General features: G+C 71.1%; 14 protein-coding genes. 8 read left to right on the top strand and 6 right to left on the bottom strand.

What is annotated here, in order from left to right; genetic code table 11:
* Positions 1–42 precede the first annotated feature (42 nt).
* A complete protein-coding gene (locus CBQ26_RS08365) occupies positions 43–1,164 on the top strand; it encodes a GGDEF domain-containing protein (RefSeq protein ID WP_088248196.1) in 1,122 nt (373 codons plus the stop codon).
* Positions 1,165–1,282: 118 nt separating this feature from the next.
* Here CBQ26_RS08365 and CBQ26_RS08360 read toward each other — a convergent pair whose 3' ends face one another.
* Together CBQ26_RS08360 and CBQ26_RS08355 are read right to left on the bottom strand one after the other, a co-directional pair.
* Positions 1,283–1,672 (bottom strand): VOC family protein, encoded by a 390-nt coding sequence (locus CBQ26_RS08360; protein ID WP_088248195.1) that lies wholly within the window; start codon positions 1,670–1,672, stop codon positions 1,283–1,285.
* A gap of 159 nt (positions 1,673–1,831) precedes the next feature.
* On the bottom strand, positions 1,832–2,116 hold the full coding sequence (locus CBQ26_RS08355) for a DUF427 domain-containing protein (RefSeq protein ID WP_088248194.1): 285 nt from the start codon (positions 2,114–2,116) through the stop codon (positions 1,832–1,834).
* Positions 2,117–2,226: 110 nt separating this feature from the next.
* Between CBQ26_RS08355 and CBQ26_RS08350 the strand changes: the two genes are divergently transcribed.
* The 3 genes from CBQ26_RS08350 to CBQ26_RS08340 all read left to right on the top strand — a co-directional run bounded on the left by CBQ26_RS08350 (position 2,227) and on the right by CBQ26_RS08340 (position 7,051).
* Complete coding sequence (locus CBQ26_RS08350) at positions 2,227–5,289, top strand: alpha-amylase family glycosyl hydrolase (protein WP_088248421.1); 3,063 nt, start codon at positions 2,227–2,229, stop codon at positions 5,287–5,289.
* Between the two features lie 116 nt (positions 5,290–5,405).
* On the top strand, positions 5,406–6,044 hold the full coding sequence (locus tag CBQ26_RS08345; RefSeq protein ID WP_088248193.1) for a DUF47 domain-containing protein: 639 nt from the start codon (positions 5,406–5,408) through the stop codon (positions 6,042–6,044).
* A gap of 11 nt (positions 6,045–6,055) precedes the next feature.
* Positions 6,056–7,051 (top strand): inorganic phosphate transporter, encoded by a 996-nt coding sequence (locus CBQ26_RS08340; protein ID WP_088248192.1) that lies wholly within the window; start codon positions 6,056–6,058, stop codon positions 7,049–7,051.
* A gap of 218 nt (positions 7,052–7,269) precedes the next feature.
* Here the strand turns inward: CBQ26_RS08340 and CBQ26_RS08335 are convergent, their stop codons facing one another.
* Together CBQ26_RS08335 and CBQ26_RS08330 are read right to left on the bottom strand one after the other, a co-directional pair.
* Entirely contained in the window at positions 7,270–8,196 is a 927-nt protein-coding gene (locus CBQ26_RS08335) for a TroA family protein (protein WP_088248191.1), read from the bottom strand.
* A gap of 199 nt (positions 8,197–8,395) precedes the next feature.
* Positions 8,396–8,821, bottom strand: a complete 426-nt coding sequence (locus CBQ26_RS08330) for a hypothetical protein (protein ID WP_088248190.1) — start codon at positions 8,819–8,821, stop codon at positions 8,396–8,398.
* Positions 8,822–9,238: 417 nt separating this feature from the next.
* Here CBQ26_RS08330 and CBQ26_RS08325 point away from each other — a divergent pair, with 417 nt between their 5' ends.
* From CBQ26_RS08325 to CBQ26_RS08315, 3 genes are all read left to right on the top strand, one after another.
* A complete protein-coding gene (locus CBQ26_RS08325; RefSeq protein WP_088248189.1) occupies positions 9,239–10,267 on the top strand; it encodes an SDR family NAD(P)-dependent oxidoreductase in 1,029 nt (342 codons plus the stop codon).
* A 156-nt stretch (positions 10,268–10,423) separates the two neighbouring features.
* Positions 10,424–11,236, top strand: a complete 813-nt coding sequence (locus CBQ26_RS08320) for an SRPBCC family protein (RefSeq protein WP_229844083.1) — start codon at positions 10,424–10,426, stop codon at positions 11,234–11,236.
* Entirely contained in the window at positions 11,233–12,411 is a 1,179-nt protein-coding gene (locus tag CBQ26_RS08315; protein ID WP_088248188.1) for a zinc-dependent alcohol dehydrogenase, read from the top strand. Before CBQ26_RS08320 ends, CBQ26_RS08315 begins: the two co-directional genes overlap by 4 nt.
* Before the next feature lie 58 nt (positions 12,412–12,469).
* Here the strand turns inward: CBQ26_RS08315 and CBQ26_RS08310 are convergent, their stop codons facing one another.
* Entirely contained in the window at positions 12,470–13,246 is a 777-nt protein-coding gene (locus CBQ26_RS08310) for a type III pantothenate kinase (RefSeq protein WP_088248187.1), read from the bottom strand.
* A gap of 193 nt (positions 13,247–13,439) precedes the next feature.
* Here CBQ26_RS08310 and CBQ26_RS08305 point away from each other — a divergent pair, with 193 nt between their 5' ends.
* A complete protein-coding gene (locus CBQ26_RS08305; RefSeq protein WP_088248186.1) occupies positions 13,440–15,365 on the top strand; it encodes an acetate--CoA ligase in 1,926 nt (641 codons plus the stop codon).
* Between the two features lie 97 nt (positions 15,366–15,462).
* Here CBQ26_RS08305 and CBQ26_RS08300 read toward each other — a convergent pair whose 3' ends face one another.
* The gene (locus CBQ26_RS08300; protein ID WP_088248185.1) at positions 15,463–16,173 is read right to left on the bottom strand and encodes a hypothetical protein; all 711 of its coding nucleotides are present in this window, start codon (positions 16,171–16,173) and stop codon (positions 15,463–15,465) included.
* Positions 16,174–16,178 lie beyond the last annotated feature (5 nt).

Here is a 16,178-nt window from a genome sequence, read left to right as displayed (position 1 = left end):
TCAGGTCAGAGTGAGAGTGGCTGTGTTGCACTGCTTCTCAGCATGCGCCTGCACCCCGCCACGTCCCGCCGTCCGCCCCCAACCGGGAGGGCCGATCAGGACTCGTCGGAACGGCGCGCGGCCAACCGGCGGCTGCTGATCCTGCTGCTGGGCGCCCTGCTGATCCGCATGGCCTCGCTGCCCATGAGCGACTTCGACCGGGTGGCACTCCCGGCGCTGGCCGGCCTGATCGCCGTGGTCGTGGCGGCGCTGCACAACCCGCGCGTCCCGGTACGGACGCTGCACCTGACCACGCTGCTGGGCAGCTGGGCGTACCTGCTGGCTCACCTGTGGTTCGTGCTGTTCCGGCTGCCGGAACCGCTGCAACTGGGCGCACTGGTCTGGGTGGGACCGTGGGTGCCGGTGCTGCTGGCCGCGCACCTGTGGACCCTGGGCCGCCAGGGCAGCCTGCCGCTGAACGTCGTGGGCCTGGGCGCGTCGGGGGCGCTGCTGCTGGCATTCGTGCTCGGCCCGGCCGGGTCGGTCACGTCCCCTGCGGCGGGAGCGGTCAGTCAGATGCTGCTGGCGTCGCTGCTGCTGCTGGCCGGGCAGCACAGCGCCGTCATGCGCACCCTGGGCCTGATGCGGCGCGACCTGCTGGGTGAGGGCCTGCCGGACGGCCGGGACGCCCTGACGGGCCTGCCGGACCGCTGGAGTGTCGAGAACGCCCTGTCCCGCGAGTTCCGCCGCCGCCCGGAAGGACTGGGGGTCGCCGTGATCGAACTGGATCACGTGACGGCGCTGGGAACGCAGCGCGGGCAGGGCTTCACGGAGCGGCTGATGGCGCACGTGGCGCGCGTGACCCTCGGCGCCCTGCGGGACGAGGACCTGCTGGGCCGCCTGAACCCGGACCAGCTGGTGGTGGTGCTCCGCGCCCCCGACGCCCGCGCGGCGCGCGCCGCCTGCGAACGCCTGCGCGTGCGGGTCGCGTCCCGCCCGCTGGAGGGCGTGAATCCCACCGTGAGCATCGGACTGGCCTTCCACGGTCCGTTCGAGCACGACAGCGCCGCCTCGCTGCTTCACGCGGCCCAGGACGCCCTGCGGGCCGGCGAGGAAGGCCACAACCGCGTGCTGCTGGGCGGCGCGGCCTCCGAGAGCGGCGCGCCCCGGCCCCTGCTCGCCTGACGCCGGTCGCACGCTTCCCGGCGTTCTGCGCCTGCCCGACCGGCACCCGTTTTGCCCCCGCTCGGATCAGGCGGTTCCGGGCGGCACGGCTCTCCGTGAATTTTCATCGATCAGGACATCATTCTGCACGTTCTATGAGCATCAGGGCGTTGCCATCCATATCCATCACCCGCAGCGCGCGCAAGCCTGGGTGTACCTCCCTGATCGAATCGGCCTGACCCCCCAGTGCCAGCACGCGTTCGCGGGCCAGATCCAGGTCCGCCGTCACGAATGAACAGATGGGGTGAGGTGCCGGAGCGAACGTGAAGTGCGGGTCATTGGCGTGGGCATCCAGGGTGATCCACGGGCGCTCGTGAGGCGCGTTCAACGTGTAGTAGTCGCGGTTCAGGGCCTGTTCGTCCACTGGAAGGTCGAGCAGGGTCGAGTACCACCGCGCCGAGCGTTCGAGGTCACGCACATGGATGAAGAGGCCGTCGAGGATAGCGGTGGGGACGGTGGCCTGGGTCACGACTGCACTGTAGTCGAGTGCAGGCGTTTCCGTTTCCATACGGCGCGAGGCGCCCTTCAGAATGCCGCCCCGCCTCGAGGTCGTACAGCACACGATTCCAGCAGTCGTGCAGACTCTCGGGATTGAGTAGCTCTATAAGCCGTTCAACCGGAGTCCGTTTCAGTCTGCGCTGATCGTCACGCCCTTCCAGAAGGCGACGCGGCCCGCGATCTGCCGTGCGGCGTCTTTGGGGGTGGGGTAGTACCACGCGGCGTCGGGGTTGTCCTGGCCGTTCACGTGCAGGGTGTGGTAGCTGGCCTCGCCCTTCCAGGGGCAGGTGGTGTGGGTGGTGCTGGGGCGCAGGTACTCGGGGTTGACGCTGCCTGCGGGGAAGTAGTGGTTGCCCTCGACGACCACGGTGTCGTCGGACTGGGCGATGGTGACGCCGTTCCAGGTGGCTTTCATGCCGCCCAGGGTAGGCAGGCCCTGCCGGGCGGACTGTCAGCGCGCTTGCCGCGTGAGCGAACGGTGAAGGTTGACTTCCGGAAGCGCTTCCGCTTTCAATGAAAGCCTACATGAAACGCTTCCATATGGTCGGGCGCGCCGGCGCCCTGGCAGCCCTCACGCTGTCCCTGTCGGCCTGCAGTCTGTTCAAAGCCCCCAGCACCGGCGCGCGCGCGTGGCAGGACGAGGTCATCTACTTCGCCATGACCGACCGCTTCGCGAACGGCAACCCCGCCAACGACAACGGCCCGAACCGCGACGCCGGGGACCGCGCGGACCGCACCAACCCCCTGGCATGGCAGGGCGGCGACTTTGCAGGCCTGAAAGCAAAAATCGAGGAAGGGTACTTTAAGCGCATGGGGTTCACGGCGCTGTGGATCACGCCGGTCGTGTTGCAGGTCCCGGCCATCCCGGTCGGGGACGGTCCCAACCAGGGCAAGGCCTTCGCCGGGTACCACGGGTACTGGGCCGAGGATTTCCGGAAGATCGACCCGCACCTCGGGACCCTGGACGAGTACCGGGCATTGATCGCTGCGGCGCACAAGAACGGCATCAAGGTCATTCAGGACATCGTGGTGAACCACGCCGGGTACGGCGCGACCCTCACGAAGACGAACCCCGAGTGGTTCAACACGAAAGCCGACTGCGACGCGTCAAGCAACAAGACCACCGACTGCGATCTGGCGGGCCTGCCGGACTTCAAGCAGGACCTCCCGGCCGTCACGGCGTACCTGAACGACTTCGTGAAGTACTGGCGCGACACGACCGGCATCGACGGCCTGCGCATCGACACCATGAAGCACGTCCCGGACGCATACTGGAAGCAGTTCTTCGCGGCGGGCGGCGTGGGCGACCCGGCCAGGGTCTGGTCGGTCGGTGAGGTCTTCGACGGCAACCCTGCCTTCCTGGCGCGGTTCATGGACGAACTGGGCGCGCCGAGCGTGTTCGACTTCGCGCTGTACTTCGCGTTCAAGGATCAGATGAGCGGCGCGGGCGGCAACCTGGACCGCGTGGCGGACGTGTTCGCGCAGGACGGCGCGTACCGCGACCCGACGCGCCTGACGACCTTCGTGGACAACCACGACGTGCGCCGCTTCGTCAGCGAGGTCACCGAGCGGGGCGGCAGCGCCGCGCAGGCCGCCGAGCGCCTGGACATGGCGCTGTCCACCATGTACCTCTCGCGCGGGACGCCCAGCGTCTGGCAGGGCACCGAGATCGCGCAGGCCGGACTGGGCGACCCGTACGGCAACGCCCTGGGACAGGGGAACCGCGAACCCATGGACTTCACGCGCCTGGGCGGCAGCACGCTCGACGAGCGCCTGGGCGCCCTGGCCGCCGCGCGAGGCAAGTACCGCGCCCTGACGCGCGGCGCGCAGCAGGAACTCTGGCGCCCGAACGGCGGCGCGCCCGTCCTGGCGTACCGGCGCGTGATCAGCGGTGTGCGGGGCGTGGCCGGGCAGCCCGTGGTGTTTGTGGTGAACAACGGCGACACGGAACTTGATCTGGGCAGCCTGAGTGGCGGCGGGATTCCGCTGCTGGGCACCTTCTCCGGCACCGCCCTGACCGAGGTGACGGGCCGCACCAACACCCTGAGTGTCAGCGGGGGCAAACTGGTGGGCCGCGTGCCCGCCCGCAGCGTGCTGGCCGTCACCGCGCCCGGCGGCTCTGGCGCGGCCGGCACCGTGAACCCGGCGCTGCCCGAGGTCGCGGGCCTGACCGTGAAGGCCGGCGACAGCGCCGCGCAGCTCGCCTGGACGCCGGGCGCCGACGCGAAGGTCGCCGGGTACCGCGTGTACGTGAAAACGGCCGGAGGGGCCGAGCGCCTCGTGAACTTCGCGCCCATTCCCGCCACGCAGGGCAGCTTCCTGGTGCGCGGCCTGACGAACGACGTGACCACCACCTTCCGCGTGGTCACGGTGGACAGCGCCGGGGCCGAGAGCCGGGGCGTGACGGCCACCGGCACGCCGGGCAGCAAGAACACCGCCAAGGTGACCTTCACCGTGGACGCCCGCACGCAGGGCAACGGCCCCATCGAACTGCGCCGCTTCGACACCGGCAGCCAGATCGAGTACCCCATGACCCAGGACACGCCGGGCGTGTGGAAGACCAGCCTCGACCTGCCACTGTTCCGGGAGGTGAAGTTCAAGTTCGGGAACGACAGCGCCGGCGCGAAGAACGGCGGGTACGAGGCGCCAGGCCAGGGTGACCGCGCCTACGTGGTCGGCACGAACGGCAACGCCTACAGCGGCACGTACGACTTCACCGAGCAGCCCGTCCCGGCCGCCACGGTCACCGGGCGCGTCACGGGCGGCGGGCAGAACCTGGGCGGCGCCCTAGTGGAAGCCACGAGCGCCAACCCGGCCCTGAACTACGCGGTCACCTTCCCGGACGGCACCTACACCCTGCGCGTGCCCGCCGGAGCGCAGACCCTGAAGGCCAGTGCTGGCGGGTACCTGGACGGCACCCGGAGCGTCACCGCACCCGCGCAGGACGCGAACATCGATCTGGCGCGCGACCTGCGCACGAAGTACACCATCGACGGCGACCTGAGCGACTGGACCGCTCCCGCCGTCAGCGTGCAGAGCCCCGCCGAGGGGACCTTCGGCGCGAACAACAACTGGCTGAGCCTGCGGGCCGACCGCGACGCCCAGTACCTGTACCTCGCGTACACGTACCGGGTGGACGGCAACAGCGCCATCCTGTACCTCGACACCGCGCCCGGCGGCGCGAAACAGGCCGACAGCTTCGACGCCTGGAAACGCGCCGCGACCTTCGGCGGTCAGGTGGACGGCGTGAATGCCTTCATCGCCCGCTACGGCACCGAGAAGGCCCAGCTGCGCCTCGTGCAGAGTGACACCGCCACGCCCGAGGTGAACGCCGCCGACTACCTGCAGGCCAGCAGCGGCGCGGCCCCCGAACAGACCGTGGAACTCGCGATTCCCTGGACGGCGCTGGGCCTGAGCGGCAGACCCGCCGCCGGCATCGGCCTGATGGGCGGCATCTTCGGCGGGGACGGCTACGGCGCAGGCGACATCATCCCCGACGCCAGGAGCACCCCGGCCGGCGCGAACACCATCACCGACTGCTACGCCTCCTGCCGCGCCACGTTCACGCAACCCCTCAAGTTGCCCTGAACCCGGTACACTGAAGCTTCGACGGCGGGAGGTGACCACAGTGGCCCTCCCGCCTGTTCTTGACCGCCCGGCCTGACATTTCCATGACATTCGGGCGGACAATCAGGAGGATTGTCATGGTTCTGTCTAAATTCATGCCCACCAACCCCAAGTTCAGCCTGAAGTTCGCTGAAGCCGCCCGCAACGCCCACGCCACCGCCACCGCGCTCGTGGACCTGCTGGAGAACTACACCGACGTGGACGCCAAGGTGAAGCGCGTGCGTGACCTGGAGCACGAGGGGGACCGCCTGACCGGCGAGATCACCAACCTGCTCGCCGAGTCCTTCATCGTGCCCTTCGACCGTGAGGACATCATCAGCCTGAACAATGAACTCGACGACCTCGTGGACGACATGGAGGACGCCGCGCGCAAGCTCAGCCTGTACGGCGTGGAGCGTCCGCTGCCGCAGATGGCGCAGCTGGCCCGCATCGTCGAGCAGCAGTGCGCGCTGCTGGCGCAGGGCATGCCGCTGATCGAGAACAAGGGGCAGCTGGGTGAACTGGCCCGCATCGCCCGCGAGATCCGCGCGCTGGAGGACCAGGGCGACACCATCAGCGACGAGGTGCAGCGTCACCTGTACGACGGCGTGAACGACGTGCCGGGCATGATCCGCGCCATGCGTGGCGGCGAGATCGTGGCGCTGATCGAGGACGCCAGCGATCAGGCGCAGCGGGTCGCGAAGACCGTCGAAAGCATCCTGCTGAAGAACGCCTGAGGCCCCGCTGCATGGAACCTCTGCTGATCGGTTTTCTCGTCATCATCTTCCTGGCGCTGGCCTTCGACTTCATCAACGGCTTTCACGACACCGCGAACGCCATCGCGACCTCGGTCGCCACGAAGGTCCTGACGCCCGCGCAGGCCATCGCCATGGCCGCCGTCCTGAACGTGGTGGGTGCGCTGGCCGGCACGGCCGTCGCCAAGACGATCGCCACGTCCATCGTCCCGCAGGAGTTCGCGACCCTGCAACTGACCGGCGCGGCGCTGCTGAGCGCCATCGTCTGGAACCTGTTCACGTGGTGGAAGGGCCTGCCCAGCAGCTCCAGCCACGCGCTGATCTTCTCGCTGGTGGGCGCGGGCGTCGCGGCCGGCGGGTGGGGCATCATCATTCCCAAGGGCGTGCAGAAGACCGTCACGGGTCTGTTCACCAGCCCGGCGCTGGGCTTCATCGTGCCGATCCTGCTGATGGCGCTGCTGTCGTGGCTGGTGCTGCGGCACATGCGGCCCCGCACCGTGACCGGCACGTTCCGCTGGCTGCAGATCGGCTCGGCGGCCTTCATGGCCTTCAGCCACGGCGGCAACGACGCGCAGAAGGCCATGGGCATCATGACCTTCGCCCTGAGCGCCTACCTGGGCACGCAGGTCGAGCAGGTGCCGCTGTGGATCATCCTGTCGGCCGCCGCCGCGATGGGCCTGGGGACCGCCATGGGCGGCTGGCGCATCATCAAGACCATGGGCTTCAAGGTCGTGGACCTCAAACCCGTGGACGGCTTCGTGGCCGAGGCGAGCGCCGCCGCGATCATCACGGGCGCCACCGCGCTGGGCATCCCGGTCAGCACCACGCACACCATCAGCACCAGCATCATGGGCGTGGGCACCACCAAGGGCTTCAAGAAGGTCAAGTGGCAGGTCGCGGGCCGGATCGTGCAGGCGTGGGTGTTCACGATCCCCGTGTGCATCGTCCTGGGCTGGGTGTTCCACAAAGCACTGCTGCTGCTGGGCTGACCGCCGACGGAGGGAGCAGGAGCAGCTGGGGGAGGACGGGCGCCGCACGCGCCGTTCTCCCCCACTCCCTTCAGCGGTTTCCAGTTCCATTGAAGGGCCAACAGCACGCCCTTCAATTCCACTTCCAACCGCTGGTGTGGACGGCTTCTCGCTTCGCTCGTTTCAGGGGTGCTGAGGGAACCCCTCAACACCCCTGAAAACCGCTGTTGTGGTCCGGATCAGCCCCGGATGCGTTCGCTCTGGCCGGGCGTGGCCTCGCCTCGCAGCAGGGCCGCGAGGACCTCGGCGCCGCGCACCACGCCCAGCGAGGGCCGGCTGAACAGGGCGTTCGCGTCCACCGCCCACACCTGCCCCAGTGGCCGCTGCGGGTCCAGGGCGCGGGCGAAGGCGGCGTTGTCCGGCAGACCGTACCCGCAGCACATGACGACGGTCACGTCGGGCCGCAGCGCCTCGATCTGCGCCCAGCCCGCGCGGCCCGAATCCGTTCCGGCCGCGCCGAGCACGTTCACGCCGCCGGCCCGCTCGACCTGCTCGGGCACCCAGTGACCCCCGTAGAAGGGCGGGTCGGTCCATTCCAGCGTCAGGACGCGCGGCGCGCCCTGGGCGGGCTGCACGGCGTCCCAGCGGGCCTGTGCCTGCGCGGCCAGCTGGGCGGCGCGCTCCGGCAGCCCGGCGGCGGCGCCCAGGGCGCGCAGGTCGTCCAGGATGCCGCTCAGGTGGCGGCCCTCCAGGCTCAGGACGTTCGCGGCGGGCAGGCAGCCCGGCAGGTACCGCACGGCGGCCTCGATGGTGCCGGGCGTGACCGCGCAGACCTCACACACGCCCTGCGTGACGACCAGATCGGGGTTCAGGGCGTCCAGCAGCGGGCCGTCCACCTGGTACAGCGCGCGGCCCTCGCGCACGGCGTCGCTGACGGCCCGGTCGATCTCGGCCTGCGGGGCGGCGCTGTCCACGATGGACCGCGTCAGGACGGGCAGGCCCCGCGACCGGGGGTGATCGCAGGAGTGACTGACTCCCACCAGCCGTCCGTCCATTCCGGCGTCGCCCAGCAGGTCGAACAGCAGGTCGGTGGCGCTGGGCAGCAGGCTCACGATGCGGGTCGGGGCCGGTCGGTCGGCGGGAACGGTGGGGGCCGGGTGGGTCATCCGTCCAGGGTACGTCCCGGCGCACTCGGGCGGGGCGCAGCCGCGCTGCCGGGCCACGCGGGCAGGCCACAGAACAGGGAAGCGGGGCCTCCCGTCACTGCCGTCCGGAGGCCCCGCTTCCCTGTCGTTCATCCCTGTGCCCTGCTACGCGCTGTGTCTATGTGGGCGCACTGGTGTCAGCGCCCGCTGCCGTCTGTCCTCAGGGACGCTCGGTGCTGCCGCTGGCGTTCACGCCGAGGTTCAGGGCGCTGGTGAGGCCGCCGAGCAGGCTGGCGCTGCCAGCGCTGTCGTTCCCGCTGACGCCGGCGCCCAGCAGTCCGCTCAGGGCGCCGGACAGGCCCACGTTCAGGCTGCCCTCGCTGGCCGATTCCCGGCCTTCACGGTCGGTGGTGGTGGTGCTGCCGCTGGCGTTCACGCCGACGTTCAGGGCGCTGTCGACCGCGCCGAGCAGGCTGGCGCTGCCCGCACCGTCGCTTCCCTGCGTCTGTCCTGAGAGGACCGTGCCCAGTCCGGCACCGAGGTTCACGCCGACGCTGCCGGTGCTGCTGGTCTGCGCCGAGGCCGAGGCGGCACCGGCGGTCAGGGCGAGGGCGGTCAGGGCGGTCATCATCTTGGTCTTGGTCATGGTGGTTCCTCCTGGCACCGATGATGCGGGCGCCGTGTGGCACGACTTTGAGAGGATCGCGGTGACCCTTGCGGCTTGGCCCAGGCGCCCTCATGCGGGCAGGGGCCGCTCGGGGGCCGGGAAGGCCGTGTGGCACGGCCAGGGTCGTGCCTGGGCGGCCGGGCGTCCGTCTGAGAGGACCGTTTATTTCCGCGCTGCGTGCGGGTGCCGGGTCATCCGATCCGGCCGGACTGGTATACGCGCGTGCAGTGAGAGCGTGCAGTCAGGGTGGTCAGGGGCGCGCGGCAGGAGCGGCAGGAGTCGTGGGGTCGGACGCACTCCGGCACCGCCGGGTGCCTGCCAGCCGAATGAGAGGCGGCGTTGACAGGCTGTTCACGCAGGGCCGCGCCGGGACCGGGGAGGCACACAATGGCAGCCATGCGACTCCCGACCCGCCTGCTCCTGACGGCCGCCGCTGCCCTGGCCGCCCGACGCGCCCTCCGCTCTCCGGCCAGCCGGTACGACCTGACGGGCCGGAGCGTGCTGATCACCGGCGGTTCGCGCGGGCTGGGGCTGGCGCTGGCGCAGGAGTGCCTGTCACGCGGGGCGAACGTCACGCTGATGGCCCGCACCGCCGACGACCTGCGCCGGGCGCAGGAACGCCTGAACGCCGGGCCGCGCGTGCAGACCGTGACCGGCGACGTGCGCCGCGACGACGACGCCGCGCGGGCCGTACAGGAGGCCGTGCGCGCCCACGGGCGGCTGGACGTGCTGGTGAACAACGCCGGCATCATCCAGATCGGGCCGGAGGCGAACACCACCGAGCAGGATTACCGCGACGCGCTGGAGGTGAACACGCTGGGGCCGCTGCGGATGGTCCGCGCGGCCCGGCCTCACCTGCGCGGGGGCGGGCGGGTGCTGATCGTGTCGTCGGTGGGGGGGCGGGTGGCGATTGCGCACCTGGGGCCGTACTCGGTCAGCAAGTTCGCGTCGGCGGGGCTGGGGCAGTCGCTGCGGGCCGAACTGGCGCGCGAGGGCATCGTGGTCAGCACGGTCCTGCCGGGCCTGATGCGCACCGGCAGTCCCCTGAACGCCCCGGTGAAGGGGCAGGTGCGGCGCGAGTACGCGCTGATCGCCACGCTGGCCGCGCTGCCCGTGCTGTCGCTGGACGCGGCGGAGGCGGCCCGGCGGATCCTGAACGCCCTGGAGGCCGGGCGGGCGGAAACCATGGTCGGCGGTCCCGCAGCGGTGATGCGGGCCGCGCAGGGGGCCGCGCCGGAACTGACGGCGTCCCTGATGGCCCTCGCGGCGCGGCTGCTGCCGGGACCGGCCGGCTCGGACCGGGCCGTGACCGGCCGGGACGCCGAGAGCCCACTCACTCAGGGGAATCCCATGAAACGCGCCGCCGAGGGGGCGTTCAACCAGCGCCGGGCGCATGGGCGCCAGCCGGGTGACCGGGAAACCTGAGCCTTCACCTGAGGGTCACACAGTGCGCGCGGACGCAAAGGACCACCGCCCCGCGGGCTTGACTGGCCGGACCGGACCGGCTGCGCCGTGACCCCTGGGCAGACGTCCGCCTCTGCGTCCTTCTCTTCCGTTCTCTCTCCTCTGCCGGAGGTCACCATGAACCCAGACAGCCCGAACCCGGACGGCCCGAACCACGACCACGCCAGCCCGGACAGCCAGACACCCGACGGGCCGGCCACCCCAGACCGCACCGCCGAGCCGCAGGCGGCCGGGGAGGCCAGTACCGGCGCCCACATGCCGCCCCTGGAACGCTCGGTGGTGGGAAGCGTGGGCGTCGCCCTGATCGGCGCGGGCCTGCGCAGCGCCCGGCCGTTGCAGAAGATCGTGCTGGGCGGCGTCGGGGCAGGCCTGACCGCGCTGGCTGCCACGGGCCGCAATCCGCTGGCGACCGCGCTGAAGATCCGGCAGAACGCGCAGGGCGAGGTCCTGGTGAGTGACGCCGTGACGGTCGGAAAGCCCGCCGGGGCGCTGTACGCCCGCTGGCGGGACCTGGAACGCCTGCCGGACCTGATGACCCACCTTCAGACCGTCGAGGTGCTGGACGGACGCCGCTCGCGCTGGACCGTGAAAGCCCCGGCCGGCACGGTCAGCTGGGAGGCGGAACTGACGGCGGACGAACCGGGCCAGCGGCTGGCGTGGCAGTCCCTGCCGGGCGCGGCGGTCGAGAATCACGGCGAGGTGCTGTTCCGCACGGCGCCGGGCGACCGGGGCACCGAGGTCATCGTGCGCCTCGCGTACCGCCCACCGGCCGGCACGGCGGGCGCCGTCGTGGCGCGACTGACCGGCGAGGAACCCGCCCAGCAGTTGCGGGACGACCTGATGCGCTTCAAGCGCGAGCAGGAGCTGGGCTTCTCGCCCACCACGCAGGGCCAGAGCAGTGGCCGCGCCGCGACGGGCGGTCAGGCATGAAGGCCATCGTCTGGCAGGGCACGAACCGCGTGGGCGTGGAGACGGTCCCCGACCCCACGCTGCTGCTGCCCACCGACGCCATCGTGCGCGTCACCTCGACCGCGATCTGCGGCTCGGACCTGCACCTGCTCGACGGCGTGATTCCCAGCATGGAGCGCGGCGACATCCTGGGCCACGAGTTCATGGGCGAGGTCGTCGAGATCGGGCGGGACGTGAAGAAACTGAAAGTCGGCGACCGCGTGGTGGTGCCGTTCAACATCGCCTGCGGCGCCTGCGACCCCTGCCGCCGGGGCCTGTTCAGCGCCTGCGACAACTCGAACCCCAACCACCGCATGGCCGAGGCGCTGTACGGCGGGGTCAGTGGCGGCGGGCTGTTCGGGTACTCGCACATGTACGGCGGGTACGCGGGCGGGCAGGCCCAGTACGTGCGGGTGCCGTTCGCGGACGTCGGGCCGCACCGCATCGAATCGGACCTGCGCGACGAGCAGGTGCTGTTCCTGACCGACATCTTCCCCACCGGGTACCAGGCGGCCGAGCAGTGCGGCATCGTGCCGGGCCGCGACGTGGTCGCGGTGTTCGGCGCCGGTCCGGTCGGGCAGTTCGCGGCCCGCAGCGCGCAGCTGCTGGGCGCCGCGCACGTGATCGTGATCGACCGGGTGCCCGAGCGGCTGGCGATGGCGGCCGCCGCCGGGTGCCAGACCATCAACTACGAGCAGGACGACGTGCTGGTGGCGCTACGTGAGGCGACCGGCGGGCGCGGCCCGGACCACGTGATCGACGCAGTGGGCATGGAAGCGCACGGGCACGGTCCCGGCGCGCTGGCCGACACGGCCAAGCAGCGGCTGCGGCTGAGTTTCGACCGGATCACGGCGCTGCGCTGGGCGCTGCTGAGCTGCGCGAAGGGCGGCACGGTCAGCCTGCCCGGCGTGTACGGCGGCCTGATCGACAAGGTCCCGATGGGCGCGGCGTTCGCCAAGGGCCTGACCTTCCGCATGGGCCAGACGCACACGCACCGGCACGTCGCGCCGCTGCTGTCCCGCATCGAGGCGGGCGAGATCGACCCGAGTTTCGTGATCACCCACCGCGCCACCCTGGACGAGGCGCCGGACCTGTACAAGACCTTCCGCGACAAGCACGACGGCTGCGTGAAGGTCGTCCTGAACCCCTGGGGCTGACAGAACACGGAAGGCCGCCGGAAGCGTCATACCTCCGGCGGTCTCTGTCACGCGGCGTTCAGCGGCTGGCCCAGAGTTCCACGAGGCCGCGCAGGGTCAGGGTCTCGTCGTAGTGGTCGATCTCGCGGCAGATGCCCTCGATGGTTCGCGAGAACCCTCCGGTGGCGATGGCGACCGCCGGTCCCGGCAGTTCCGCGCGGATGCGGCGCAGCAGGCCGTCCACCATCTCGGCGTACCCGAACACCAGTCCCGACTGCAGGGCGTGCGTGGTGTTCGTCCCGATGGCGCTCTGCGGGGCCTGCAACGTGATGCGCGGCAGTTTCGCGGCGCGGCTGAACAGCGCGTCGGCGCTGACCTGCGCGCCCGTGGCGAGCACGCCGCCCAGGAAGCGGCGGCCCCGGCCGATCACGTCGAAGTTCGTGCTCGTCCCGAAGTCCACGACCACCGCGTACTCGTGGGTGTTCAGGTAGCGCTCGGCGCCGAACAGGTTGCACAGACGGTCGGCGCCCACGGCGTCCGGCACGTCGAGTTCCACCTGAACGTCCGGCAGGTTCGTGGCGCTGACCTCGAAGGCCTCCACGGCGAAGTGGCGGCGCAGCGCCAGCACGTAGTTCTGGCCCAGCGGCGGCGCGACGCTGCTCAGGACGGCGGCGCGCGGCGTGGGCGCGCCGGTCAGGGCCAGCAGGCTGTGCAGGCGCATGGCGAGGTCGTCGGGCAGATGCTCGCGGTTCGTGCGGATCCGCCAGGTGTGCGTCAGGTCCAGACGCTCGTCCGCGAGTCCGATGACGGTGCTGGTGTTGCCGATATCCACGGCCAGAAGGGGAAAGGCGGGCACGCCCCGCAGTGTAGAGCAGCGGGCGGACCCGGCAGCCGGGATGCGGGGCGGTCGGGAACGGCGCGGCGCGGTGGTCCACACCACACCGGCGTTCCTGTCCGGGGAACAGGGAGGCGGCGCTCATGCGGCGGCGCTACCCTGGAGGTCCACACAACCCGACATCCTTTCCTCTCCCCCTTTCGGAGGTTGTTTCATGGACGCTGCCCTGCTGTCTGTTCCGCTCGTGTCGCCCACCGCCGCCCTGAGCGCCTGCCCGCCCGTCCCGCCCGCCGAGGCGCGGCGCCTGCGTGACCTGGACCCGCAGTCGTACTGGCTGCACGTCGCGCAGGAACTGACCTGGGACACGCCTCCCACCGCCGCCCTGGAGGGCACGCTGGGGGACTTCCGGTACTTTCCCGGCGCGACCGGGAACGTCAGCGTGAACTGCCTGGACCGGCACCCGCCAGAGCGTGTGGCGCTGCGCTACGAACGCGAGGACGGCCTGCGGGAAACCTGGACGTACGGGCAACTGACCGACGCCACCGCCCGCTTCGCCGCCGCCCTGCAGGACCTGGGCGTGGAACGCGGGGACCGCGTGGCCGTCTACCTGGGCAACGTGCCCGAGGCGTTCATCGCCATTCACGCCTGTTACCGCATCGGGGCGATCTACTCGGTGATCTTCGCGGGCTTCAGTGCCGCCGCCGTGCGCGACCGCCTGGAGGACGCCCGCCCGAAAGTCGTGATCTGCACGGACGCCACGCTGCGGCGCGGGCGGGTCGTGCCGCTGAAGGCCACGCTGGACGAGGCCCTGACCGATCTGCCGCCCACGCAGGTGATCGTGGCGCGGCGCGTGAACGCCGGTCACCCGCTCCGGGCCGGGGAACTGGACTTCCAGGCCCTGCTGGACGCCACCACCCGCCGCGCCGACCCGGTGATGCTGGAGGCGAACGAGCCGGGGTTCATCATCTACACGAGCGGCACGACCAGCAAACCCAAGGGACTGGTTCACGCCGGGCTGGGCTTCCTGACCGGCGCGTACGCGAACGTCAAGTGGACCCTCAACCTGGGCGGGCAGGACACATACTGGTGCACCGCCGACGTGGGCTGGCTGACCTTCCCGATCTTCGCGCTCGTGGGCGGACTGGCGCACGGGGCGACGCACGTGATCTACGAGGGCAGCATCGACACGCCCACGCCCGCCCGGCCGTATGAACTGATCGCCGCCCACGGCGTCACGAAGGTGTTCACGGCGCCCACCGCGCTGCGGATGCTGCGCCGCGCCGGCGACGACACCCTGCGCGGCCACGACCTGAGCCGGCTGCAACTCATCGGGCTGGTCGGGGAACCGCTGGACCCGGAAACGTGGCACTGGGCGCACGACACGCTGGGCGGCGGGAACGTGTTCATCAACAACACGTACGGGCAGACCGAGACGGGCACCGCCTGGGCCGGCAGCATGGTGGGCCTGACCCCCACCCGGCCCGGCGCGTGCGGGCACCCGCTACCCGGCTACCGCGCCCGGATCGTGCGGGACGACGGCCAAGAGGCCGCGCCGGGCGAACTGGGCGCCCTGACCCTGACCGAACCCTTCCCGTGCCTCGCGCGGACCGTGTGGGGCGACCACGACCGCTACCGCGCCACGTACCTCAGCGACCATCCGGGCGCGTACGCCGCGAGCGACGCCGCCCTGCTCGACCACGACGGGCAACTGTGGGTGACGGGCCGCCTGGACGACGTGATGAACGTCGCCGGGCACCGCATCGGCACCATGGAGATGGAAGCGGCGCTGATCACGCACCCGGCCGTGTCCGAGGCGGCCGTGGTCGCCATGCCCGACGACGTGAAGGGCGCCGTGCCAGTGGCCTTCGTGGTGCCGCGCGGCGACGCGCAGGGCAGCCCGGACCTGCGGCGCGAACTGGCCGACGCCGTCGTGCGCGGCGTGGGCGCCATCGCCCGTCCGGCCCGCGTGATCGTCACGCCCACCGTGCCCCGCACCCGCAGCGGCAAGATCATGCGCCGCGTCCTGCGGGACCTGCTGATCACCGGGCAGGCGGGCGGCGACCTGAGCAGCCTGGAAAACCCGGACGCCATCGACACCGTGCGCCGACTGCTGGAGGACAAGGCAGGCCAGGAGCAGTAACCGACAGGCAGTGGGGAGTGGACCGGCCGCCCAGGCCACCACCCACTCCCCCCGCCCGGATTGAACGGCTTTATACGCTATTCAATCGGAGTCCGCGTCAGTTGAACTGGCCGAGGTTCACGGGGATGGCGTACGCGCAGTTCGTGTCCGCCTCGGTCCGCAGCAGCAGGCTGACGGTGTCGCTGGCCCCCAGCCCGGCCTTCAGGGGTTCGAAGTAGTACACCAGGGTGCCGCTCCAGGTGCCGGCCTCCTGCTTGAAGTCGTTCACGTAGGTGCTTTTCACGGGGGCGACGAGTTTGCCGTCCGCGCCCTTCAGTCGCACGAGGTACGCGGCGCGGGCCTTCTCGCTCGGGAGGCCCTGCACGGCGAGGTCGATGCGGAGCTGTCCGTCCGGGAGGCGTTTGCTGGCGTACTCGTCGGTCAGGGCGTCCTTGACGCTGAGGTTCCTGAAGTTGTCGCGGGCGTCCTGCGCCTGGAAGAACAGCTGGTCGGCCTGTCCGCTGGCGGTCAGGGTGACGGGGCGGCTGCCCTTCGCATAGTCCTGCGGGGCGGCCAGCCAGTCGGTGACGCAGGCGGGGCCGCCGTCGAAGGCGGTGACGGCGCCCGCCCCGGCCTCGAACTGACCGTCCCTGACCTTCAGGCTGGTGATCAGGTACGTGGGGACCGGATCGCGGCGGCCGTACGCGCCGTCGATGACGTTCCGGGCGGTGGTGTCTTCCAGTTTGGGAACCCAGGCGTGCGCGGGCGCGGCGAGCAGCGCGGCGAGGCTCAGGGTCAGGGACAGGCGGATGGGGGTGGGGACGTTCATGGGGA

Origin of the sequence: Deinococcus indicus, assembly GCF_002198095.1 — a bacterium.
Classification (GTDB): Bacteria; Deinococcota; Deinococci; order Deinococcales; family Deinococcaceae; genus Deinococcus; species Deinococcus caeni.
Note: the sequence above shows the minus strand (reverse complement) of the source record. Positions and strands in the feature narration are given on the sequence as shown.